25 protein-coding genes and 1 pseudogene are annotated in these 22,299 nt (G+C 71.2%); 11 read left to right on the top strand and 15 right to left on the bottom strand.

All coding sequences use genetic code 11. From position 1 onward, the window contains the following. Nucleotides 1-5 precede the first annotated feature (5 nt). The 4 genes from AB0J97_RS16315 (at nt 6) to AB0J97_RS16300 (ending at nt 3,559) form a co-directional block, all read left to right on the top strand. Nucleotides 6-902, top strand: coding sequence for an ATP-binding cassette domain-containing protein (locus AB0J97_RS16315; RefSeq protein ID WP_357695114.1), 897 nt, complete (start codon nt 6-8; stop codon nt 900-902). Beyond that, nucleotides 899-2,008, top strand: coding sequence for an ABC transporter permease (locus AB0J97_RS16310; protein WP_364089017.1), 1,110 nt, complete (start codon nt 899-901; stop codon nt 2,006-2,008). Before AB0J97_RS16315 ends, AB0J97_RS16310 begins: the two co-directional genes overlap by 4 nt. Next, nucleotides 2,009-3,178, top strand: a complete 1,170-nt coding sequence (locus AB0J97_RS16305; RefSeq protein WP_364089014.1) for a sensor histidine kinase — start codon at nt 2,009-2,011, stop codon at nt 3,176-3,178. A 63-nt stretch (nt 3,179-3,241) separates the two neighbouring features. Then, a complete protein-coding gene (locus AB0J97_RS16300) occupies nt 3,242-3,559 on the top strand; it encodes an STAS domain-containing protein (RefSeq protein ID WP_352324282.1) in 318 nt (105 codons plus the stop codon). A 169-nt stretch (nt 3,560-3,728) separates the two neighbouring features. On the opposite strand, the gene AB0J97_RS16295 is transcribed toward AB0J97_RS16300, so the two are convergent. From AB0J97_RS16295 to nucS, 5 genes are all read right to left on the bottom strand, one after another. After that, nucleotides 3,729-4,271: a TetR/AcrR family transcriptional regulator gene (locus AB0J97_RS16295; protein ID WP_364089011.1), complete on the bottom strand. Its 543-nt coding sequence runs from the start codon at nt 4,269-4,271 to the stop codon at nt 3,729-3,731. Between the two features lie 144 nt (nt 4,272-4,415). Further along, the gene (locus AB0J97_RS16290) at nt 4,416-5,888 is read right to left on the bottom strand and encodes an aldehyde dehydrogenase family protein (RefSeq protein ID WP_364089008.1); all 1,473 of its coding nucleotides are present in this window, start codon (nt 5,886-5,888) and stop codon (nt 4,416-4,418) included. Between the two features lie 32 nt (nt 5,889-5,920). Beyond that, a complete protein-coding gene (locus AB0J97_RS16285; RefSeq protein ID WP_364089005.1) occupies nt 5,921-6,478 on the bottom strand; it encodes a GNAT family N-acetyltransferase in 558 nt (185 codons plus the stop codon). Between the two features lie 2 nt (nt 6,479-6,480). After that, nucleotides 6,481-7,782, bottom strand: a complete 1,302-nt coding sequence (locus AB0J97_RS16280; RefSeq protein ID WP_364089002.1) for a carotenoid oxygenase family protein — start codon at nt 7,780-7,782, stop codon at nt 6,481-6,483. Between the two features lie 105 nt (nt 7,783-7,887). Next, the gene (nucS, locus tag AB0J97_RS16275; RefSeq protein WP_357695128.1) at nt 7,888-8,550 is read right to left on the bottom strand and encodes an endonuclease NucS; all 663 of its coding nucleotides are present in this window, start codon (nt 8,548-8,550) and stop codon (nt 7,888-7,890) included. A 36-nt stretch (nt 8,551-8,586) separates the two neighbouring features. Here nucS and AB0J97_RS16270 point away from each other — a divergent pair, with 36 nt between their 5' ends. The 3 genes from AB0J97_RS16270 to AB0J97_RS16260 are packed head-to-tail and all read left to right on the top strand — an operon-like array spanning nt 8,587 to nt 11,037. Further along, entirely contained in the window at nt 8,587-10,035 is a 1,449-nt protein-coding gene (locus AB0J97_RS16270; RefSeq protein WP_364088998.1) for a 3-hydroxybutyryl-CoA dehydrogenase, read from the top strand. Beyond that, complete coding sequence (locus AB0J97_RS16265; protein ID WP_364088995.1) at nt 10,032-10,322, top strand: ATP/GTP-binding protein; 291 nt, start codon at nt 10,032-10,034, stop codon at nt 10,320-10,322. Before AB0J97_RS16270 ends, AB0J97_RS16265 begins: the two co-directional genes overlap by 4 nt. A 10-nt stretch (nt 10,323-10,332) precedes the next feature. After that, nucleotides 10,333-11,037 (top strand): alpha/beta fold hydrolase, encoded by a 705-nt coding sequence (locus AB0J97_RS16260; RefSeq protein ID WP_357695134.1) that lies wholly within the window; start codon nt 10,333-10,335, stop codon nt 11,035-11,037. On the opposite strand, the gene AB0J97_RS16255 is transcribed toward AB0J97_RS16260, so the two are convergent. After that, the gene (locus AB0J97_RS16255; RefSeq protein ID WP_364088991.1) at nt 11,000-12,121 is read right to left on the bottom strand and encodes an ATP-binding protein; all 1,122 of its coding nucleotides are present in this window, start codon (nt 12,119-12,121) and stop codon (nt 11,000-11,002) included. The two genes, AB0J97_RS16260 and AB0J97_RS16255, sit on opposite strands and share 38 nt — an antisense overlap. Before the next feature lie 44 nt (nt 12,122-12,165). Next, a pseudogene (locus AB0J97_RS16250) lies at nt 12,166-12,815 on the bottom strand (response regulator transcription factor); the annotation flags it as partial. 112 nt (nt 12,816-12,927) lie between these two features. On the opposite strand from AB0J97_RS16250, the gene AB0J97_RS16245 reads away from it, so the two are divergent. From AB0J97_RS16245 to AB0J97_RS16235, 3 genes are all read left to right on the top strand, one after another. Beyond that, entirely contained in the window at nt 12,928-13,275 is a 348-nt protein-coding gene (locus AB0J97_RS16245) for a hypothetical protein (RefSeq protein WP_364088988.1), read from the top strand. Nucleotides 13,276-13,350: 75 nt separating this feature from the next. After that, the gene (locus AB0J97_RS16240) at nt 13,351-14,112 is read left to right on the top strand and encodes an SDR family NAD(P)-dependent oxidoreductase (protein ID WP_364088985.1); all 762 of its coding nucleotides are present in this window, start codon (nt 13,351-13,353) and stop codon (nt 14,110-14,112) included. Between the two features lie 131 nt (nt 14,113-14,243). Next, complete coding sequence (locus AB0J97_RS16235; RefSeq protein ID WP_364088982.1) at nt 14,244-14,996, top strand: alpha/beta fold hydrolase; 753 nt, start codon at nt 14,244-14,246, stop codon at nt 14,994-14,996. Here AB0J97_RS16235 and AB0J97_RS16230 read toward each other — a convergent pair. The 3 genes from AB0J97_RS16230 to mce all read right to left on the bottom strand — a co-directional run bounded on the left by AB0J97_RS16230 (nt 14,956) and on the right by mce (nt 18,123). After that, nucleotides 14,956-16,077 (bottom strand): AI-2E family transporter, encoded by a 1,122-nt coding sequence (locus tag AB0J97_RS16230; protein WP_357695144.1) that lies wholly within the window; start codon nt 16,075-16,077, stop codon nt 14,956-14,958. The genes AB0J97_RS16235 and AB0J97_RS16230 overlap by 41 nt on opposite strands. Nucleotides 16,078-16,219: 142 nt before the next feature. After that, nucleotides 16,220-17,509 carry a DivIVA domain-containing protein gene (locus tag AB0J97_RS16225; RefSeq protein WP_357695146.1) on the bottom strand — a complete coding sequence of 430 codons (1,290 nt, stop codon included), beginning with the start codon at nt 17,507-17,509 and terminating at the stop codon, nt 16,220-16,222. Nucleotides 17,510-17,700: 191 nt separating this feature from the next. Then, complete coding sequence (gene mce / locus AB0J97_RS16220) at nt 17,701-18,123, bottom strand: methylmalonyl-CoA epimerase (protein WP_357695148.1); 423 nt, start codon at nt 18,121-18,123, stop codon at nt 17,701-17,703. An 86-nt stretch (nt 18,124-18,209) separates the two neighbouring features. Here mce and AB0J97_RS16215 point away from each other — a divergent pair, with 86 nt between their 5' ends. After that, nucleotides 18,210-19,391 (top strand): acetyl-CoA C-acetyltransferase, encoded by a 1,182-nt coding sequence (locus AB0J97_RS16215; protein WP_364088977.1) that lies wholly within the window; start codon nt 18,210-18,212, stop codon nt 19,389-19,391. Between the two features lie 107 nt (nt 19,392-19,498). Here AB0J97_RS16215 and AB0J97_RS16210 read toward each other — a convergent pair whose 3' ends face one another. The 5 genes from AB0J97_RS16210 to AB0J97_RS16190 all read right to left on the bottom strand — a co-directional run bounded on the left by AB0J97_RS16210 (nt 19,499) and on the right by AB0J97_RS16190 (nt 22,293). Continuing rightward, on the bottom strand, nt 19,499-19,786 hold the full coding sequence (locus AB0J97_RS16210) for a hypothetical protein (RefSeq protein ID WP_364088974.1): 288 nt from the start codon (nt 19,784-19,786) through the stop codon (nt 19,499-19,501). After that, nucleotides 19,779-20,387, bottom strand: coding sequence for a sigma-70 family RNA polymerase sigma factor (locus tag AB0J97_RS16205; RefSeq protein ID WP_364088971.1), 609 nt, complete (start codon nt 20,385-20,387; stop codon nt 19,779-19,781). Before AB0J97_RS16205 ends, AB0J97_RS16210 begins: the two co-directional genes overlap by 8 nt. A 145-nt stretch (nt 20,388-20,532) precedes the next feature. Beyond that, nucleotides 20,533-20,991 (bottom strand): hypothetical protein, encoded by a 459-nt coding sequence (locus AB0J97_RS16200; RefSeq protein WP_364088968.1) that lies wholly within the window; start codon nt 20,989-20,991, stop codon nt 20,533-20,535. A 247-nt stretch (nt 20,992-21,238) separates the two neighbouring features. After that, a complete protein-coding gene (locus AB0J97_RS16195; protein WP_352324303.1) occupies nt 21,239-21,391 on the bottom strand; it encodes a hypothetical protein in 153 nt (50 codons plus the stop codon). 230 nt (nt 21,392-21,621) lie between these two features. Then, entirely contained in the window at nt 21,622-22,293 is a 672-nt protein-coding gene (locus tag AB0J97_RS16190) for a DUF4230 domain-containing protein (protein ID WP_357695158.1), read from the bottom strand. Nucleotides 22,294-22,299 lie beyond the last annotated feature (6 nt).

Here is a 22,299-nt window from a genome sequence, read left to right as displayed (position 1 = left end):
GCCTGATGCTCGAGATCAGCGAGCTGCGCAAGCGCTTCGCCGGCGGTCCCGACAGCCCCGGTGGCAAGGTCGCGCTGGACGGGATCAGCTTCACGGTACGTCCGGGCGAGATGTACGGCTTCGTGGGCGCGAACGGCGCGGGCAAGACGACGACGATGCGCATCGTCATGGGCGTGCTCCAGGCCGATTCCGGATCGGTGCGCTGGCGGGACCGGCAGCTGGGCCACGACGACCGGACGCGCTTCGGCTACATGCCCGAGGAACGCGGGCTGTACCAGAAGATGCGGGTCGCCGAGCAGATCGAGTACTTCGGCCGGCTGCACGGGCTCGCCCCGGCAGCGGCGAAGAAGGCCGCCGACGACCTCATCGAGCGGCTGGGGCTGACCGAGCGCAGGGGCGACGCGGTGCAGGCGCTGTCGCTGGGCAACCAGCAGCGCGTGCAGCTCGCCGTGGCGCTGGTGCACGACCCCGAGGCGCTGATCCTGGACGAGCCGTTCTCCGGGCTCGACCCTCTCGCCGTGGACGCCCTGGCCGGAGCCCTCCAGGAGCGGTGCAGGAGCGGCGTGCCGGTGATCTTCTCCAGCCACCAGCTCGACCTGGTGGAGCGGCTGTGCGACTCGGTGGGCATCGTCTCCGGCGGCCGGATGGTCGCCACGGGCACGGTGGCCGAGCTGCGCGCCGCCGAGGGCGAGACGTTGCGCGTGGACGTCCGCGACCCCGCCCCGGGCTGGGCCGACGGCCTGCCGGGCACGGTGGCCGTCCACGGCGACCTGCACACCTTGCGGACGACCGAAGGTGACGACCAGGAGATCCTGCGCCGCGCCATGAAGGCGGGCCGCGTCGAGCACTTCGGCGTCGAGCAGCCGACCCTCACCGAGATCTTCAAGGAGGCCGTGGCATGAACGGACTGATGCTGATCGCCCGCCGCGAGATCGTGACGCAGGTGCGCACGAAGACGTTCCTCGTCGGCCTGCTGGTGACCGTCATCCTGGTGGCGGCGGTGTCGTTCGCTCCCAAGATCATGGGCGGGAACGACTCGTACACGCTGGGCACGGTCAACTCCCAGCAGCTCCCGCTGAAGGCCGCCGCGCCGGAGGCCGAGTTCGAGTGGCGCACCTTCCCGGACGAGGCCGCGGCCAAGAAGGCCGTGCTGGCCGGCGACGTGGACGCGGTGCTGGTCAACGGCGACAAGGTGCTCACCGACGGCGAGGTCGACTCCAAGCTCGGCGTGCTCATGCAGAGCACCAACCGGGAGATGCGCCTCGGCGCGGCCGGGGTGACGATCCCGCCGCTACAGATGGTCTCCGTGGGCGTGGACACCCGCTACCAAGCCGCCAAGACCGGGATCGCCGTGGTGCTGGTGCTCGTCCTGTTCATGCTGCTCATGGGCCAGGTCATGATGGTGGCCATGGGCGTGGTGGAGGAGAAGGGCAGCAGGATCGTGGAGATCCTGCTGGCGGCGGTGCGCCCGTGGCAGCTGCTCGCCGGGAAGATCGTCGGGCTGGGCGTGCTCGGGTTGATCAACCTGCTCACGATCCTCGCCGTCGGCCTGATCGCCACCTCGGCGTCGGGCTTCGCCGCCGACTTCCCGCCGGGCATCCCGGGGCTGGTGGCCGCCGTGCTGGTCTGGTTCGTGCTCGGGTACGCGTTCTTCGCCACGCTCGCGGCGGCGTTCGCCTCGCTGGTCTCCCGCCAGGAGGAGGTGAGCAGCGTGATGTCGCCGCTGACGATGCTCATCATGGTCACGTACTTCGTGGCCTTCTACGCCACCAACGATCCCACGGGCACGCTGGCCACGGTCATGTCCTACATCCCGCCGTTCTCGTCGATGATCATGCCGGTCCGCATGGCGGCGGCCGACGTGCCGATGTGGCAGGTGGCGGCGTCCATGGCGGCGATGGCGGTGGCCGTGCTGGCGGTGCTGTCGTTCGGCGCCAAGGTCTACGAGCGGGCGGTACTGCGGACGGGCGCCCGGCTCAAGCTCGGCGACGTGCTGCGCGCGGGCTAGATGGACGCGATCACGCGGGCACGCCGCTCGACCCGCCGGATGCTGAACTCGACGCTCGCGATCATGTGGATCTTCCTGGTCGCCTCGGCGGTGTTCGGCCTCGGCGCCGGGTCGGTCGGCTGGCCGCGGCTCGTGCCCGCGACGGTCGCCGCGCTCGCCTTCACCTGGCTCTTCGTCCGGGTCGTGGCCTCGGTCCTGGAGCGCCGGTATCCCACGAGAGAGATCGTGTGGACCGGCGCTCTGGCGTTCCTGGCGGCGGTGCTGGGCGGGGCCGACCCGATGGGCTGGGGGTTCGTGCCCATGGTCTGGCTGTCGGTGGCGGTGATCGGGCTGCCGAGCCGCCGGGCGCTGGCTTTGGGTGTGGCGACGTGCGCGGTCTGCATCGGGCTCGGCGCGCTGGCCGTGCTGGGCGGGACGGGTCTGCTCGCGGAGAGCGGTGACACCTTCCTCGTCTCGCTGGTCATCATCGCCGCCCTCGACGTCCTGTGGGCCGCGGCGCTGCCCTGCACCAACCGGATGTGGGCCTGGATCTGGACCCTGGCCGTGCAGGCCCACGACGGCCGCGAGGCGCACACCCGGCTGGCCCTGGCCGAGGAGCGGCTGCGCTTCGCCAGGGACCTGCACGACCTGGTCGGCCACCAGCTCTCCGCCATCGCCGTCAAGACCGAGCTGGCCGTGCGCCTGGCCGACGCCGACGTCCGGGCGGCCAAGGACGAGATGGCGGAGGTGAACACGCTGACCCGCAAGGCCCTGCGTGAGCTGCGGCAGGCCGTGCGCGGCTACCGCGAACTTGACTTGACCGCTGAGCTGAATAGCGTGAGGGGAGTGCTCGAAGCGGCGGGCGTCCGCTGCGAGGTGCGTCTGCCGCACCGCGAGCTGCCCCCGGGGGTCGCGCCGGTGTTCGCCTACGCGGTGCGCGAGGCGGTCACCAACGTCCTGAAGCACAGCGCCGCGACCTTCTGCGACATCACGCTGCGCTTCACCGACCAGGAGGCGGAACTGGCGGTGCGCAACGACGGAGTGGCCCGCAGGCAGGCCGAGGACCTGGGCAGCGGGCTGATCGGCATGAGTGAGCGGATGGCCGCCGTGGGCGGGAGCATGACGGCCCTTCCCATCGGCGACGGACAGTTCCTGCTGACGGCGGTCGTGTCACTGCCGATAGCTGGGTAGAGGAGGAGAGCGGGGGTTTCGATCCCGGCGACCACACGCCATGTGCGTGACTGAGGAGGTGGCATGCGCGTCCGGCGCAATCCACGAGGCCAGACGGTACGGATCGGTGCCCGGCTCGACGCCGGCACGTCGGCCGGCGTGCGCGAACGGCTGCACGCCGCGCTCGACGCCGGCGAGGGCGACCTCATCCTCGACCTCTCCAAGCTGGAGATGATCGATGCCACCGGCCTCGGGGTGCTGGTCGGGGCGCATCGGCGCGCGATCAGCGTGCAACGCCGCCTCGTACTTCGGGGGGTGCCCCCGCGGATCATGAGGATCCTGGCGGTGACCCGGCTGAATCGGGTCCTGCACGTCGAGGTTCCCGCGGCCGCGGTGGCCTGAGGTCACATATCGGGGCCGGGTGCCGATCAGCCGTCGCCCGCGCCCTTTCCGCGAGCCGAATATAGATGGAATGTAGATTTCGGGTCGGCCGCTATCATGGGCGTGGGCTCCGGGAAAGAACTTCGAAAGTGATTATTTCGTGACCCCATCACTGCGGGTAATCGGCGGGTCACGACGGACTCAGGCTGCGGATGAAGATGTGCACGGCCACCTCCACGAGTTCGTCGATGCCCGGCTGCTCCTCGGCCAGTATCCATTCGATCAGCAGCTCTTGTAGTGCGCCAATTACGCCAAGTGCCACCAGTCGCCGATTGAGCGTCGGGCCCTGCGGGAAATCCGCCGAGGCCTCCTCCACGAGCCGGGCGAAGGCGTCCACCGCCCGCTGACGCGAGGCTGTCAGGACGTCGCCCGATCTGCGCACCTCCAGGTGCATGATGCGGGCCCGCCGCCAGTCGGCGGCGGCGAACTCGATATAGGCGCGAATCCCCGCCTTGACTCTTCCGTCAAGCGTGCTCGGCGCCTCCTGTAACGCTTTGGCCACAACCGCGAGGCTTTCCTCGACGCACCGCTCGTGCAGCGCCTGGAGCAACTCCTCGCGGCCGCCGAAACATTCGTAGAAGGCGCGGTTGGAGATCCGCGCCTCCGAGCACAATCTTTCGATGGTCGTCGCCGCGAAACCTGGTTTCGCGTATAGCGTGTAGGCGGCCGTCATCAGCCGCTCGCGTCTGTCCGCCAGCCTTTGCTCGGCCGACATTCCCCGGTAAGACCGGTTCACATTCCACCCGTCCAACATGATCGTGGCCCCCAGAGCACACAATTATGGACGGATGATCGGATTTGGGAAAGAGCGCGATGATTATCTTTTACGTCGCCCGTGCAAGAACGTGACAAGCCTGATCAGTCGCTCAAGCTCATCCGGCCCCCTCCTGAACGAGGTCAGGTTCATGCCGGGCAGGGCGAAGCGCTGGCGGGAGACCGCCTTTGGCCTGGTGAACTCACGTAGGCCGTCGGCGCCGTGGATGCGGCCGAACCCCGAGTCGCCGATTCCGCCGAACGGCAGCGCGGGCACCCCGGCGAAGGAGATCACCGAGTTGACGGCGGTCATCCCGGTACGCATCGCGCGCGCGAGCTGCGTCGCCCGGCGGGCGTTCCGCGAGAAGATCGTGCCCGCCAGTCCGTACGCCGAGGCGTTGGCCAGCTCCAGCGCCTCCTGCGCGTCGCGGGTGCGCCGGACGGTGATCGTCGGCCCGAACGTCTCCTCCCGCACGGCCGGCGAGTCCTCCGGCACGTCCGCCACGATCACGGGGTCCACGAACGGCGCCCGTACGGAGTCGGGGCCGCCTGTCACTACTTTTCCGGACTTGGTGGCGTCGTCGATGTGCCGCCTGATGATGTCGAGCTGGGCGGGCATGGTGATCGGGCCGTAGTCCTGGCCTGCCTTGACCTTGGCGGCCCGCTCCGACAGCTCCCGCATGAACGGCTCGTACACCGCGTCCACCACGTAGACCCGCTCGACGCCCGCGCAGGTCTGGCCCGCGTTCGACATCGCGCCCCACAGGCAGGCGTCGGCCGCGGCGGGCAGGTCGGCGTCGGCGTCCACGATGAAGGCGTCCTTGCCGCCGCACTCGGCCACGATGGGCGTGAGGTTCTCCGCGCACGCCGCCATGACCCGCTTGGCGGTGGCGGTGGAACCGGTGAAGGCCACCTTCCGCACCCGGGGGTCGGCGGCCAGCGCCGCGCCGGTCTCGCCGAGCCCGGTCACCGTCTGCAGCACCGGCTGCTCGGGCACCGACTCGGCGAACAGCTCCGCCAGACGCACGCCGACCCCGGGGGTGAGCTCGCTGGGCTTGAACACGACGGCGTTGCCGGCCGCCAGCGCGTACGCGATGGAGCCCATCGGGGTGAACACCGGGTAGTTCCACGGGCCGATCACGCCGACCACGCCGAGCGGCAGGTATTCGAGCGTGGCGGCCAGGTTGAGCCCGAGCATGCCGGTGGCCACGCGGTGGCGGCCCAGCACCTTGGCGGCGTTGCGGGCCGCCCAGTCGAGGTGCGTGACGGCCAGCACGATCTCCAGCGTGGCGTCGCCGACGGGCTTGCCGGTCTCCTCGTGCACGAGCGCGGCCAGCTCCCGCAGACGCCGCGTGATGACCGCCTTGTAGTCGAGCAGGCGGCGTCTGCGCTCCTCCGGAGGCAGGGCCGCCCACCACTCCGCAGCTGCCCCGGCCCTGGCCACCGCCTCGTGCACGGCCTGGGCGTCGTGTTTCGGGTGACTGCCGACGACCTCGCCGGTAGCCGGGTTCAGTGAGTCGAACGTCAGCGTGGACATGGCGTCACGATAAACCGGTAAGCCGTCGCTTACTAGCTCTGGGGTGGGCGCAGCATCCCCCAGACCGGCGGCCCGTCCGGCAGCGTGAACCGCTCGGTGACCACGAACCCGAACCGCTCGTAGAAGGGCACGTTGGACTCCTTGCTGCTCTCCAGGTAGACCGGCAGGCCGCCGCACCTGGCCAGGCCCGCGCGCATCAGCGCGCCGCCGACCCCGGTGCCCTGGAGCTCGGGCACCGTGCCGAGCTGGGCCAGGTACCAGTAGGGGCCGGCGGGCTTGTGCCGGGCGAACTCCGCCTCCAGCAGCAGGCCCTGGTGCACCCGGTCGCCCATGGCCTCGACCAGGCCGGGAATCGCCGCCTCGTCGTCGGGCCGGTGGCCCGGCGGGTCCCACAGCGCGACCCCCGCCACGGCGCCGCCCCCGCTGGGCGCCGTCTCGGTGATCGCGTGCGTGTGCCGGGCCAGCGTGGCGAACATCCCCGCCGCGCCGCGGTTGCCGGGCAGCAGCCACCCGATCACCGGATCGTCGTGGAAGGCCCTGGCCAGCGCCTGGCCCGCGGCGTCGAAGTCGTCCGACTCCCTGACGTCCACCGTCACCCCTCCGCGAACCATGAGCCGTGGAAGCCGGCCGGCACCCGCCTGGGCAGCCGCACCGACGCGACGTCGGACAGATCGCTCGCGTCCAGCACCACCAGCTCGGACGACTCCCCGGAGGTGACGATCGACAGCAGCCACCCCTCGTCCTCGCCCTTGGCTCCCTCGGCCGGCACGAAGACGGCCTCGCCGGTGCTGCCGCCGGTCCTCCTGGCCTGGGTGGAGCCGTCGCGCTGGTCGTACTTGACGACGGCCTCGGCGCTCACCGTGTAGAGGTAGCGGCTGGGCCGTCCGAGCAGGTCCTCGTTGAACGTGGGGAACTCCACGCCGCGGTCGTCCAGCGCCTCCTCCTTGGCCGTGCCGTCGGCCGGGTCGAGGATCCAGCGGTGCAGGGCGGCGGCGCCGGCGGCCCCCGCGTGCCTGGCCGGGTCCGCCGCGCCGCCGATCTGGTCCCAGACCGTGGACCAGGCTTCGGGGGAGTAGCGGGCGGCGTTCAGGACGACACGTCCCCGCTCGTCCTCCCAGGCGTTGCCGACGTGGAACACGTAGCAGGGGTCGACGTCGAACCAGCGCGTCGGGCCGCCCGCCCGGGGGGTGACGCCGATCCTGGCGCCGTAGCCGTCCTCCCAGGCGTACGGCATGCCCTGGCGGTTGAGGTCGAACACCACGGGCAGGTCGAGCCAGACCAGGTGGTGCTCGGTGACGGCGAAGTCGTGCATCATCGTCGGCCCCGGCACCTCGATCTCCCTGCTCTCCACCAGCTCGCCGGCGGCCGAGAGCCGGTGGTAGGTGAGGAACGGCGGGAAGTACCCGTAGCCGAAGAAGTGCAGCTCACCGGTGAGCGGGTCCTGCTTGGGGTGGGCGGTCATCGCGGTGGTCAGCCGTCCGCCGAAGTCGCACGGGCCCACGGTGGCCAGCTCGGGCGTCACCTCGTGCGGCAGGCCGTTCTCCACCAGCGCCAGGATGCGCCCGGCGTGCCGGACGACGTGCGTGTTGGCCGTCACGGCGGCCCGATCGACCCCGGCGTCGGAGACGAACGGCGCGTCGTCGGTGAACTTGCTGGTCCGCACCCACCGGTTGCGGTACCACTCGGCCCGCCCGTCCCGCAGCCGGATGCCGTGCAGCATGCCGTGCCCGGCGAACCAATGACCGGGGTCCTCGCCCGGCCGGGGGTTGGGCCCGTTGCGGAAGTAGCGCCCGGTCAGCTCGCCGGGGAGCACACCCGTGACCTCAAGGTCACGCGCCTCGATCTCGTCGGGCACGGGCGCCAGATCGCCGCTGAGGTACGAAGGAACGCTCATGAACACTCCAATCTCGATAGGTCGAAACTAGAATGTCCATGAGCGACCTGTCAACACAGGAATGTCAGGCCATGAGAAATCCCGGCCCGTTCGGGGCCGGGAGGGTCAGAAGAGGGTCGGGTTCTCCGGCTCGATGCCGCGCAGGGCGTCGTAGTCGAGGGTGACGCAGTCGATGCCCCGGTCGGTGGCGAGCACCCGCGCCTGCGGCTTGATCTCCTGCGCCGCGAACACCCCGCGCACCGGCGCGATCAGCGGGTCGCGGTTGAGCAGGTCCAGGTAGCGGGTGAGCTGCTCGACGCCGTCGATCTCGCCGCGCCGCTTGATCTCGATCGCCACCGTCGCGCCCAGCGCGTCACGGCAGAGGATGTCGACCGGGCCGATGGCCGTCATGTACTCGCGGCGGATCAGCGAGTAGCCCTCGCCCAGGGTCGTGATGTGCTCGGCCAGCAGCTCCTGGAGGTGGGCCTCCACGCCGTCCTTGATCAGGCCGGGGTCGACGCCCAGCTCGTGGCTGGAGTCGTGGATGATCTCCTCCATCGTCAGGACCAGCTTCTCGCCGGTCTTGCCGTGGGTGACCGTCCAGGTGCCGCCGTCCTCCTTGAGCTTGCACGGCGGGTTCATCCAGTTGAGCGGTTTGAAGGCGCGGTCGTCGGCGTGGATGCTGACGCTCCCGTCCGCCTTGATGAGGACGAGCCTAGGCGCCATCGGCAGATGTGCCGTGAGCCGTCCGATGTAATCCACGCTGCATCGCGCGATGACCAGCCGCATGACGTCCCACCTTAGCGGCTCTGGAAAACTGGTCGCATGGCGTTTGAAACGGTGGGAGTTGTCGGGCTCGGCACGATGGGTGCCGGGATCGCCGAGGTCTTCGCGCGCGCCGGGCTGCGGGTGATCGGCGTCGAGGCCGACGTCGAGGCGCTGGCCCGAGGGCGCGGGCACGTCGAGCGCTCCACGGCCAGGGCGGCCGACCGGGGCAAGCTGACGGCCGAGCAGCGGGCCGCGATCCTGGGCCGCATCACGCTGACCACTTCGCGCGAGGACCTGCGCGAGGTCGACCTCGTGATCGAGGCGATCCCCGAGGTGCTCGACCACAAGATCTCGCTGTTCCAGGACCTCGACCGCATCTGCAAGCCCGAGACCGTCCTGGCCACCAACACCTCCTCGCTGCCGGTCACCGCCGTCGCCGCCGCCACCGGCCGGCCCGAGCGGGTCGTCGGCATGCATTTCTTCAACCCGGCGCCGGTCATGCGGCTGGTCGAGGTGGTGGGCACGGTGGTGACCGCGCCCGGGGTGGTCTCCGAGGTCTGCGAGCTGGCCGGGCGGCTGGGCAAGACGGCCGTCCCGGCGGGCGACCGGGCCGGGTTCGTGGTCAACCGGCTGCTCCTGCCCTACCTCAACCACGCCGCCGTCCTGCTGGAGCTGGGCATCGCCACGCGCGACGGCATCGACGACGCCATGCGGCTGGGCGTGGGGCTGCCGATGGGGCCGTTCGCGCTGCTCGACCTGATCGGGCTCGACACCGCGTACGAGGTGATGGAGGTGCTGTTCGACGAGACGCGCGACCGCCGGCACGCGCCCTCGCCGCTGCTGCGCGAGCTGGTCACCGCCGGGCTGCTCGGCCGCAAGACCGGCCACGGCTTCTACGGGCCGCAGGAGCCGCCCAAAGAGCCGGAGAAGTCGACGGTCATCACCTTCGGGATCGACGGGCCCGACGTCCACGGGCTCGGCGAGCGGCTGCGGGCGTCCGGATTCCGCCCGTCCGATTCGCCGGACACCGTGCTGCGGTGCACCGATCGTCCCGTGATCGAGTACGCCGCACGCCTGTCCGACCCCACCAGGATGGTCGGCGTGCACGTCGTCGGCGACAAGGTGGCCGAGCTGGCCGGCACCGCGCTCACCTCGCCCGCGGCCGCCAAGGCGGCGCGCGACCTGATGCGGGTGGCCGGTCTGGTGCCCGTCTCGTGCAAGGACCGGGCCGGGTTCGTGGCCGACGCCCTGCTCTTCCCCTACCTCAACGACGCCGTCCGCATGTACGACGCCGGCTACGCCTCCATCGCCGACATCGACGCCGCCATGCGGCTGGGCTGCGGCTACCCGGCCGGCCCGTTCGAGATGCTGGGCTACCTCGGCCTGGCCAGGGTCCGCGACGGCCTCAGGGCCCTCTACGCCGAATACCGCGAGCCCGCCTTCGCCCCCGCCCCCCTGCTCGACCAGCTCGTCACCGCCGGTGTGAGCGAGTTCCCCCGCTCATGAGCCCCCGCCGCGCCCGCCGGCGGGACGACTCCCGCCCTCTCGGCCTTCCCACCGGCAACGACAAGGTGGAGGAATGGCCGGACGGCGACTGGAAGGTGCGCATGCTCACGGGCGCGTCCTCGACCAAGACCTACCGCTGCCCCGGCTGCGACCAGGAGATCCTGGGCGGCAGGCCGCACCTGGTCGCCTGGCCCGACTGGCCGGGCGGCGACGAGGAGCGCCGCCACTGGCACCCGACCTGCTGGCGCAAGAGACTCGACCGCGGCCCCGGCCGCAGCCGCTACTAGGAGGACCCCCGTGGAGATTCGCGCGGCCACCGTGCTGCCCGCCCGACGTGAACCGATCGAGCTGCAGACGGGCGACGGCCTGACCCTGGTCGGCGAGCTGGCCCAGCCCCTCGACCGGCCGCCCGTGGCCACCCTGGTCACACTGCATCCGCTGCCCACCCATGGCGGGTTCATGGACAGCCACGTCTACAAGAAGGCCGCCAACCGGCTGCCCGCGCTCGCCGACCTCGCCGTGCTGCGCTTCAACACGCGCGGCACCGGCTCCGAGCGCGGCACCTCCGGCGGCACGTTCGACGGCGGCGAGGGCGAGCGGTTCGACGTGGCGGCGGCGCTGGAGTACGCCGAGTTCCACGACCTGCCGCGGGTGTGGGTGGTGGGCTGGTCCTTCGGCACCGAGCTGACCCTGAAGTGGGCGCACGACCCTCTCGTCGAGGGTGCGATCCTGCTCTCCCCCCCGCTCCACAGGGCCACCGACGACGACCTCGACGCGTGGGCCGGGTTCGGGCGGCCGCTGGTGGCGCTGGTGCCCGAGTTCGACGACTACCTGCGTCCCGAGGAGGCCCGGCGGCGGTTCGCCAGGGTGCCGCAGGCCGAGGTCATCGGCGTGGACGGCGCCAAGCACCTGTGGGTGGGCGAGCCCTACGTCCGGATCGTCCTGAACGAGATCGTCCGGCGGGTCAATCCGGAGGCGTACCCGCTGCCGACGGACATCTGACGGTCACCTCCAGCCCGCCCTCCGGCCGCGCGACCACCTCCAGCGTCCCGTGGTGGGCCCGGACGACGGCGGCGACGATCGACAGGCCCAGCCCCAACCCGTCGCCGACCGCCCTGCGGCCGCTCTCCAGCCGCTGGAAAGGCTGGAGCAGCGTCGCGACCCGGTCGGGCGGGATCACCGGGCCGCTGTTGGCGACGGTGAGCGTGGCCAGGCCCGCCCGCACGTCCGTGGCCACCGAGATCCACCCGTCCGGTATGTTGTGCCGCGCCGCGTTGTCCAGCAGGTTCGCGACCAGGCGTTCGAGCAGGGCGGGGTCACCGGAGGCGGGCGCGGGCCGCAGCGCCGCCTCGACGCGGAGCGACGGGCCCGGCCGCCGGTCGAGCACCTGCCCGGCGACGGCGGCCAGGTCGAGCGGCTCCCGGTGGTCCAGGCCCTGCTCGCTCCTGGCCAGGACGAGCAGCGCCTCGATGAGCCGTTCCTGATGCCGGCCGGCCGCCAGCAGGCGGTCAAGGACGTGGCGCAGCGCCGCGGCGTCGGCGTCCGGGTCGGCCAGCGCGACCTCGGCCATGGCGCGCTGGAGGGTCAGCGGTGTGCGCAACTCGTGGGAGGCGTTGGCCACGAACCGCCGCTGCGCGGTGAAGGCGGCCTCCAGCCGATCCAGCAGGTCGTCGAAGGTGTCGGCCAGCTTCTTCAGCTCGTCGTCCGGGCCGGACGCGGCCAGCCGCCTGTCCAGCCGGTCGGCCGTGATGCGCCGGACGGTCGCCGTCATGTCGTGCAGCGGCCGCAGCACCCGTCCGGCCGTCAGCCATCCCAGCAACATCGACGCGAACGCCATGACCACGAGGGCGATCACCGAGTTGACCAGCAGCCTGCGCAGCCCGGCCGCCTGCTGCTCGGCCAGGTACGCCAGGTCCACCCGCGGCTCCGGCACGGCCGGCCCCCCTGGCAGGACGGGAGCGGTCGGCGCGCCGGGGAACGGCGAGTGCGCGACCAGCAGGTAGATCAGGGCGACCAGCAGCATGCCGGCGGCCAGGAACAGGCCGCTGTAGAGCAGCGTCAGCCGCAGCCGTACGGTCCGTCGCACGCCGGGGCACCTCCGCCCGTGTCCGAACCGGCTCTGGGACCGGCCATCCGGTAGCCGGCCTGCGGGACGGTCTCGATCAGCGGCGCTCGCCGAGCCTGCGGCGCAACCGGCTGACCGTCACCTTCACGGTCTGCGTGAACGGGTCGGCGAACTCGTCCCACCCGCGTTCGAGCAGCTGCTCGGCCGAGACCACCGCGCCGCCGGCCGACAGCAGCAGCTCCAGCACCGCGAACTCCTTCGGGCTGAGCGCCAGCCGGCGCCCGTCGCGGGTGGCGACCCGCGTGGACGGGTCCAGCCGCAGCCCGTCATGGACCAGCACCGGCGGCAGCGCCGGACGCGCCCGCCTGGCCAGCGCCCTGATCCTGGCCACCAGCTCGGCGAAGGCGAACGGCTTGGGCAGGTAGTCGTCGGCCCCGATGCCCAGCCCGCTCACCCGGTCGTCGATGGTCCCGGCGGCGGTGAGCATCAGCACGCGCGCCGGACGGCCGTCGGCGGTCAGGCTCCGGCACACGTCGTCGCCGTGCAGGCCGGGCAGGTCGCGGTCGAGCACGACCACGTCGTAGTCGTTGACGGAGGCGCGGTCCAGCCCGGTGTGCCCGTCCAGCGCCACGTCGACGGCCATGCCCTCGCGGCGCAGGCCGGCGGCCACGGTGTGGGCGAGCTCCTCGTGGTCTTCGACGATCAGCACCCTCATGGTCGCCCCAGCATGCCCAGAGCGGGGTTACAGCGGGGTAACCGCCGTCGTTCCCGGGTGGTAACCGGGGGCGGGGTTCGCTGTGAGCATCGGACGAAACGGAGGAGTCACCATGAAGGGTTCGACTGTCGGGCGAGTGGTCCTGGCCGCGCTGGTCTTCGCCGCCGTCGCGGGCGGCGCGGCGGCCTCGTACGGGGAGGCCGGGCCGGACGACGGCGGGAAGGCGTTCACGTCGTGCGTGCGCGAGCACGGGCTGCCGGACTTCCCCGGGGTCACCGTCTCGGAAGACGGCCTGGTCAATCTCAGCATCGACGGCGAGCGGGTGGACGCGCTGTCGGAGAAGTACGGGGCGGCGGTCAAGGCGTGCGAGTCGCTGCTGCCGGAAGGGGCGGGGCTGCCGGGCAAGCCGCAGGCTCCCGCCGCGCCGGAAGCGCCGCGATTGCCGGTGGGTCCGTCCTGATTCGGGGTGGGACGGGCATGGCGCGGGCGGGCGAAGATTTGTAGAATCTTGTTCGGTTCCGAGCGAGGAGGCACTGTGGGCGCGTTCGACCTGTCCGGCAGGACGGCTCTGGTCACCGGGGCGTCGAAGGGCATCGGACGGGCCATCGCGCTCGCCTACGCCGCGGCGGGCGCCGACGTCGCCCTGGTCTCCAGGTCGGCCGAGACGCTGGCCGAGGTCGGCAAGGAGGTCGAGGCGCTCGGCAGGCGGGCCGTCGTGATCGCCGCCGACCTCACCGACCGCGAAGCCGCCGCCGCGGCCGTCGCCGCCTCGATCGACGGGCTCGGGCACCTCGACGTCGTCGTCAACAACGCCGGCGGCTCGAACTTCCTGGTCGAGTTCAAGGACCTGCGCCTGTCCGGCTGGGACAAGCTGATGCGGCTCAATCTGGACTCCGCCATGGCCGTCTGCCACGCCGTCGCGCCCCATCTGCTGGGCCGCGGCTCCGGCTCGGTGATCAACGTGGCGTCGGTGGCGGCGCGCGGCGCCCCGCTGCTCGCCCCGTACGCCGCCGCCAAGGCCGGGCTGGTGGCCCTGACCAAGACGCTGGCGGCCGAGTGGGCGTCGGCCGGCGTACGCGTCAACGCCCTGTGCCCCGGCTGGACGGCCACCGACCTCAACCGCAACCTGTGGGAGGACGAGGCCGCGAGCGCCGCCACGATCGCCGGCGTGCCCATGCGGCGGTGGGGGACGCCGGACGAGATGGCCCAGCCGGCCGTGTTCCTCGCCGGGGAGGCGTCGGCGTACATGACGGGCCAGGTGCTGTTCGTGGACGGCGGGGCCACCGCGATCGGCTGAGCCCTCTCGGACGCCGGGCGGGCTTATCGCGGTATACCGGCATACGTCAATAAGTGAATGTCAACGTGAACCGGGCTACCGTGTGGTCCGTGCAGCTCTACACGAGATCGGCCGGGAGCGGACTCCCGGTTGTGCTGCTTCACGCGTTCCCGCTGTCGTCGGCGATGTGGCTGGCCCAACGCGAGGGGCTGTCGAAGGTCTGCCGGGTCGTCACCCCCGACCTGCGCGGTTTCGGCGGCTCCCGGCTGGGCGACGACGAGCCCTCCCTCGACCTGATGGCCGACGACGTCGTCAGGCTGCTCGACGAGGAAGGCATCGATCGGGCGGTGGTCGGCGGGCTGTCGATGGGCGGCTACGTGACCATGGCGCTCTGCCGGCGGCATCCCGACCGGGTGCTCGGCGTGATCCTGGCCGACACCAAGGCCAGCCCCGACCCGCCCGCGGCCAGGGAGAACCGGGAGCGCATCGCGCAGGCCGTGCTGGCCGAGGGGAGCGAGGTGCTGGTCGGCGAGGTGCTGCCGGCGCTCATCGGTCCCACGACCAAGGAACGCAGGGCCATGGTCTTCGGCCGGGTCAAGGGCCTGGTGCAGTCGGCCCCGCCGGGAGCCGTGGCCTGGGCGCAACGGGCCATGGCCGCCCGTCCCGACTCCTTCGGCACGCTGAGCGAGCTGAAGGTGCCCCTGCTGATCGTCGTGGGGGAGGAGGACGAGCTGTCGCCGCCCGCCGACGCCGAGGCCATGGCACGGGCCGCGCCCGAGGGCAGGCTGGAGGTCATCCCCAAGGCCGGTCACCTGAGCGCGGTCGAGCAGCCGGAGGCGTTCAACGCGGCGGTGACCGAGTTCCTCAGGACCGAGCTTGGCGGGGCAGCACGATCTCCCGGATGATCAGCGCGATGGCGGCGGCCACCGGGATCGCCAGCAACGCTCCGACGATGCCGAGCAGGGCGCCGCCGAACAGCGCGGCGATCACCGTCACGGCGGGCGTCACGTCCACCGAGCGTTTCATCACCCTGGGGTAGATGAAGTAGTTCTCGATCTGCTGGTAGACCACGAAGAAGATCGCGCAGGCGATGCCGGCGGGCAGCGACTGCAACAACGCGACCCCGGTGACGAGCACCGCGCCGATCGTGGCGCCCACCAGCGGGATCAGGTCGGTCAGCGCCACGACGAGGGCGAGCGCGAGCGCGTACTGCACCCCGGCGATCGACAGGAAGATCCACGTCAGCACGCCCGCGATGACCGAGATGAGGACGTTGCCCGCGACGTAGCCGCCGATGCCGGTGAGGATCTGCTCGGTGATGGCCGACGTGCGCGGCCGGCGCGAGGCCGGGACGAGCTTGAGCAGGTACTCCTTGATCGTGTGCAGCGAGCCGAGGAAGTACAGCATGAGCACCAGCAGCGTCACCGTGGTGAACACGCCGTTGAGCACCACCAGCCCCGCGCCCATGATGCCGCTGGCCAGCGCGGGCCCGAGCGTGCTGGTCACGAACTGGCGCACCTGCGCAAGCACGTGATACTCGGCCTCGATCTGGCGGACCGTCGGATGGTTGCTCAGGTCGGTGATGTAACCGGGCACGGCCGCGATGAACTCCGACAACTGCTGGCTGACCGGCGGCACGATGGCCAGGCCGAACAGCGTGAACGCCACGATCACCCCGGTGAACACGATCGAGATCGCCAGCCGCCTGGCCAGCCCGCGCCGCTGTAACGCCTCGACCGCCGGGTTGAGGCCCACGGCCAGGAACATCGCGACGACAATGAGGATGATCGTGCTGAGCGACTTCTCGATCATCTGCGCGAGCGCGATGGCCGTCAGCACGCCCAGCCCGCCCACCAGCCCGAACAGGAACGGCCCGCGGGCGAACGGCTTGCCCGGCAGCCCGTACGGCGCCTGCTCCTCGGACGGCCCGGCCTCCTGGGGCGCCTTGGCCTCCTCGGCGGTCCTGGGCTCGGTTTCTGCGGACACGGGGGCTCCTAGGCTCCTAGGGGGCGGGGGGTGTCGGTGGAACGCTTGTCGTGAAACAGAAAGAGAGCCTAGCGACCCAAGGTCACCAGGCTCTCTTTCAGCCGTGTACAGCCCCCGTGTGCGGTCTCCGTCTAGCCCGCCGTCACTCCTGCCACCACTCCGCGTCGTCCTCGCTCCTGGCCTCGACCTTGGGAGCGGGGGTCGTGGGCGGCGCGGCCGGCTCGGCGGCCGGGGCCGCGATGGCCGGCTTGGCCGGGGCCGCGGCGACCGCGGGCTCCGGCTCCAGGCCCGGCAGGGCGGCGCCGCCGAGGAGCTGGCGCAGCTGGGCCAGGTGGCTGGTGATGCTGTCGCGCTGCCTGGTCAGCTCGTCGACCTGGCGCTGCATCGTCGTACGGGTGCGCTCGGCGTCGTTCTTCGCCTCGGTGACGATCGTCTCGGCGCTGGACTTGGCCTCCGCCATGACCGTCTCGGAGCTCTTGCGGGCGTTCGCGACGAGCTGCTTGGCGTGCAGGTCGGCCTCGCGGCGCGTCTGCTCGGCCTGCTGGGTGGCCTTCGTGGCGCGCGACTCGGCCGTGGCGGCCCGCTGCTCGGCCTCGGCGACCATCTTCTGCGTGTTGGCCTGGGCGGTGGCGTGGCGCTCGGCCTCCTGGCGCTCGGCCTCCTCCCGGCGGGAGGCGAGCTGGATCTCGAACTCGGCCTCGTCCTGGGCCCGCTTGGCCTCCGACTCCTCCAGCACCCGCTGAGCCTGCGCGCGCATCTCGTCGGCCTGCCGCTTGGCGGTGGTCAGCACCTCGTCGCGCTCACGCTTGGTCGAGGCGCGCAGCTGCGCCACCTCGCGCTCGGTGGTGGTGCGGAGCTTGGCGATCTCGCGCTCGGCGTCGGCCCGCTTCTCGGCCACCTCGTGGTCGGCGGTGGCCCGCAGCTTGGCGGCCTCGCGCTCGGTGGTGTTGGTCAGCTCGTCGGCCTCGCGGCGGGCGGTGGAGCGGATCTCCTCGGCGTCCCGCTCGGCGGTGGAGCGCATGTCGTCGCTCTCCCGCGTGGCCTGGGCCCGCTTCTCGGCGGCCTCGGCCTCGGCGGCTGCCCGCAGGTCGGCCGCCTCGACCTTGGCGGCGGCCTTGATCTCGTTGGCCTCGGTCCGGGCGGCCTGCACGAGCTCGGTGGCCTGCTCCTCGGCCAGGCGCAGCAACTGCTCGATGCGGGCGCCGAGACCGGAGTACGTCGGACGCTCCTGCTCCTGCAACTGGCGCTGGGAGTCGGACAGATCCCGCTGCAGGTTGGTGACCTGCTCCCTCGACTGGCGTAGCTCCAGGTCGAGCTGCTTGAGGTGGTCGTGTACCTGGTGCCGGTCGTAGCCCCTGAGCACGACGTCGAACTCGCGTGCCGGGGCGTCCTCGAAGAAGTTGTTGAGCTGGGCGTCGATGTCGGACTGCATGGAGGCTCGATCCTGGGTTGTCGAGACGGCTACACGGGCCGGACGGGGGGTTCGGCGCAGCCGAGCCAGGAGCCTGTGCCTCGCGGCAGGCTCCCTGTCCGGTGGGAAGCCAGCGTACTCCGCTGGTGCCACCTTCGGGCCCCGTCCAGCTTTCTGCGTGACTAGTTACTTATGTACGAAATATCTGTTTGCTAGCGCGAGGCCGCTTGGACCAACTCGGTGAGCATTCCCCCCACATCTTTGGGATGCAAGAACGCGATCTGCGACCCCATGGAACCGTGACGCGGACGTTCGTCGAGCACCCTCACGCCCTTCTCGTTGATCTTAGTCATGGCCTCGGCGACGTCGGAAACCCCAAATGCCACATGGTGGACACCTTCGCCCCGTTTGGCGAGGAATTTTCCTACGGGGGAGTCGTCGGAGAGCGGTTCCAGCAGCTGGATGTAGGAGCCCCCGCCCTCGCCGTCGGCGATGTGCAGCATGGCCTCCTTGACGCCCTGCGCCTCGTTGACCTCGCGTGCCACGACGGTGAGTGCGAACGTCTCCGAGAAGAACGCGATCTTCTCCTCCAGGTCGTGGCAGGCGATCCCGATGTGGTCGATGCGCATGAACATTGTGTGGCCTACCTCCATAGCGGGCGAGCTCCTACTCGTGGGTATGGTGTCAAAGAACCCCTCATGAGCACAGGAGGCCGCCGCCAATGTCCAGTTCCGTCATCGTCGCCGGAGCTCGTACCCCCATCGGCAAGCTGCTCGGCGCCCTGTCCGGGCTGTCCGGCGTGGAGCTGGGCGGCATCGCCATCAAGGCCGCGCTGGAACGTGCCGGAGTGGCCCCCGAGGCCGTCGAGTACGTGATCATGGGCCAGGTGCTCCAGGCGGGCGCCGGCCAGATCCCCTCCCGCCAGGCCGCCGTCAAGGCCGGCATCCCGATGACCGTGCCCTCGCTGACCGTCAACAAGGTCTGCCTGTCGGGCCTCGACGCCATCGCCCTGGCCGACCAGCTCATCCGCGCCGGCGAGTTCGACATCGTGGTCGCGGGCGGCATGGAGTCCATGACCAACGCGCCCCACCTGCTGCCCGGACTGCGCAAGGGCGTCAAGTACGGCGGCTCCGACGTGGTCGACTCGATGGCCCACGACGGACTGTTCTGCGCCTTCGACCAGTGCGCGATGGGGGAGTCGACCGAGCGGTACAACGCCAGGCTCGGCATCGGCCGCGAGGAGCAGGACGCCGTGTCGGCCCGCTCCCACCAGCTCGCCGCCGCCGCGACCAAGAACGGCGTCTTCGGGGAGGAGATCGTCCCGGTCGAGATCCCGCAGCGGCGTGGCGAGCCGGTGGTCGTCCTGGAGGACGAGGGCGTACGCGGGGACACCACCGTCGAGACGCTGGCCAAGCTGCGCCCGGCCTTCGCCGCCGACGGCACCATCACCGCCGGGTCGGCCTCGCAGATCTCCGACGGGGCGTGCGCCGTGGTGGTCATGTCGAAGGCCAAGGCGGAGGAGCTGGGGCTGCCGTGGCTGGCGGAGATCGGACGGCACGGCAACGTGGCCGGGCCCGACGCGTCCCTGCAGTCGCAGCCGGCCAACGCCATCAAGCACGCGCTGTCCAAGCAGGGGCTCACCGCCGACGACCTTGACCTGGTCGAGATCAACGAGGCCTTCGCCAGCGTCGTGCTGCAGTCGGCCAAGGAGCTCGGGGTGTCGCTGGACAAGGTGAACGTCAACGGCGGCGGCATCGCGCTGGGGCACCCGATCGGGGCCTCGGGGGCGCGGATCGTGCTGACGCTGGCGTACGAGCTGAAGCGGCGGGGCGGCGGCCTGGGCGCGGCGGGGCTGTGCGGCGGTGGCGGGCAGGGCGACGCGCTCATCATCCGCGTCCCCTGACCTTCTTCGAGGCCCACCCGGTCACCGGGTGGGCCTGTCAGGACGGCGCCTGTGGTCCACCCGGCCCGTTGCCTGGTCACCGGGTGCGGCCCCCGACGCCAAGCCGCTCACATCCCCGGATGCCCCTTCCCCGTATGCCGCCCGCCCGCCGGGACCAGCTCGCACACGCCGTCGGTGCAGGTCCGCTGCATGCGTCCCATCGAGACGAGCTGCACCAGCGCCATCACCCAGCACGCCGGGCACCCGCGCAGGGCGATCGCGCCGACGACGGCGAGCACCAGGCTGACGGGGCCGGTCCACGGGATCAGCGCGACCGACGCGATCAGCGCGCCGAAGCCCAGCGCGCCGCGGGCCAAATGACGGGGCAGTGACGTCCCCGCGGTGGGCTCAGTCATGGAGGGCTCCTCGGGACAGCAGGCCGTGCACGGTCGCACGGGCGCGGTGCAGGCGGGACTTCATCGCGGGCACGCTCAGCCCGAGGGCGTCGGCGACCATGCGGCCGCTGAGCCCCTGGACGTCCCGCATGATGAGCACCCGCCGCTGGTCGGCGGGGAGTGCCGCGATGGCCTCGGCCACCCGCGCGGCCTCCAGCCGTTCGAACATCTCCTCCTCGGCCGACTGTGCGGCGGCCGAGGAGGGCACGGGCGGCCCGGGGCGCAGCATCAGGCGGGCCCGCCTGATGCATTCGTTGCGGATGATCCGGAACATCCACGAGGCCAGCGCTCCGGACGCCCGCAGGGTGCCGATCTTGCGGTACAGGACGATCAGCGCCTCCTGGGCGGCGTCCTCGGCGTCCTCGGGCGTGGCGCACAGCGTGTGGGCGAAGCGCCGCACGTGCGGGTGGGCGCCCGACACCAGCGCGGCGATCGAGTCGGCGTCGCCGGCGCGGGCCGCGTTGATCAGCTGCTCGTCCGACCAGGCGCGCCCGCCGCCGGCCGGCTCCGGTGCCACGGCACCGGAGCCGGCGGACGTGCCGAGGCGCTGCGGGTCAGCCACGTTCCTTGCTCCTTCGCCGCAGTACGACCACGCACGTGCAGATCAGTACGGCCGCAGCCCCGGCCGCGATGGCAATCACCATGATGGTCTCCCATTGTCTCGTTGGGTTGTACGGACATGAGAGGCATCGACCCCCGAAAAGGATTCAGGAGGAACGGGTGAAGTCGGCGATCCAGTTCGTCTCCCAGGTGGCCCCGCCGTCGGGCGAGAACCGCTGTTCCCAGCGGGCCGACTCACCGGTGATGTCCGACCAGATGTAGGCGACCTTGATCGGCCGGCCGTCGTACACGTCGTCACAGGTGAAGACCCCGCGCCCGGTGTCGTCGAAGCGGCCCACCACGGGCGGCAGTGACATGCCGGTGGCGCTGCCGGCCCAGTAGAGCGCCCATTCGTCGGCCGCCTCGTCGTACAGACGTAGGGTCACCCCGGCGGACCCCTCGCTGGGGAAGATGACCTCGTCGATGTTGCCCGTCCCGTCCAGGACGCTCCAGCACCTGGTGTGGCCGGTGAACTCGTACCATTCGTCGCTGCCGGCGAGTGCTTTGCGCAGCCGTCGCTGCCGTGAGGTCCAGGTGCCGACGAAGAAGTCGAAGCTGTTGTCCATGCCCGGACGGTAAGCGCCCATCCCTGACATCTTCCGTCAGTGTCCCGGCGGCGGTGCGTTCACGCCGTACGAGCCCCCGCGACGTACGGCGTGAACGCGCGACACCCCGGTCCCACCAGGAACGGGAACCGGGGTGTCGCAGACGCTGCGCTCGGGCCGGCCAGGAATCCGGCGCCGGACGCGCCCCCCTAAGGGGGCATTTCAGCCCGGCCGCGAGGGAGGATGCGGCCGGGCTGCTTGTGGGACGTCATGAAGCCAGGAACTTGGCGAAGACCGAGCGGTGGCGACGCTCGGAACGCTGTCCCTTCAGTGCTTCCCGTACGCGCCGCTGCTCGGCGGCGGCCCGACGGAGTTCGGCGGCGTGGTGCTGCATGACGCTGTATTCGAGTTCGGCGTTCATCCGAGTGCTCCTGCTGTTCGTGTTCCTTGTTCCCTGCACTTTTAAGACTCCTCCTAAGGCCCCTCCCGCCACATCGGGCGGATGTCCTATCTGCCGGGGTTCGGGCAGGTAGGGAGGTACTTAGGCGGCCGCGTCCGTGGACTAAGCACGTACGGGGATACCTAGGCGGGAACGCGGACGGGCCGCCCCACCCGAGGGGAGGCGGCCCGCCGGCAGGACGAACAGGCAGGTCAGAGCTCGTCCGTGAACTTGACGGTGACCTTGGAGAAGCCCAGCGACTTCAGCATGCCCGTGAGCATCGACTTGGTGTTGGCGTCCGCCCGCGCCCGCAGGTCGCTGGCCACGGCCGCCTCCGTGATCTTCTTCTCCGCCAGCAGGTAGAGCTCGCGCTGGTCGCCAGGGGAGCCCGACAGGAAGTCCTGGACGCGGTCGAGCAGGCCGCGCTGCTGGGCGAACACGTACGAGCGGCTGTTGTCCAGGTTGGGCTTCTCCAACTGGGCGCGCGGGAGCCGGACGGTGGCCTCGGTGCGATCCTTGTTCACGGTCACCGCGCCCGCCGCCATGGCCGAGAAGTCCACGTACGCGTCGACGCCGCCGGCGCCCACGAACAGCGTGCGGGTGCCCTTGACCGCGTCGGGCAGGAAGTTGGCGTCCTTCTCCAGGTCGACGACGACCTGGAAGGTGCCCGTCGCCGCCTCGAACCGGCTGAGGTCCTTGATGGACTGCAGCAGCACCGGCTGACTGCGGTCGACGGTCTGCTCTCCGAACGGGTTGAGCCACGTCCAGGCCAGCCGGCCGCCCACCACGAGCAGGACCGCCAGGACGAGGAACCCCGCCGCATATCGCCACCTGCGGCGCCGCCGGGGAGCCAGGTCCGGCGGCGTCGTCTGGGAAGTCGTCATGGGGCA

It is taken from the genome of Nonomuraea sp. NPDC049607 (genome assembly GCF_040675375.1).
Lineage (GTDB): Bacteria > Actinomycetota > Actinomycetes > Streptosporangiales > Streptosporangiaceae > Nonomuraea.
Note: the sequence above shows the minus strand (reverse complement) of the source record. Positions and strands in the feature narration are given on the sequence as shown.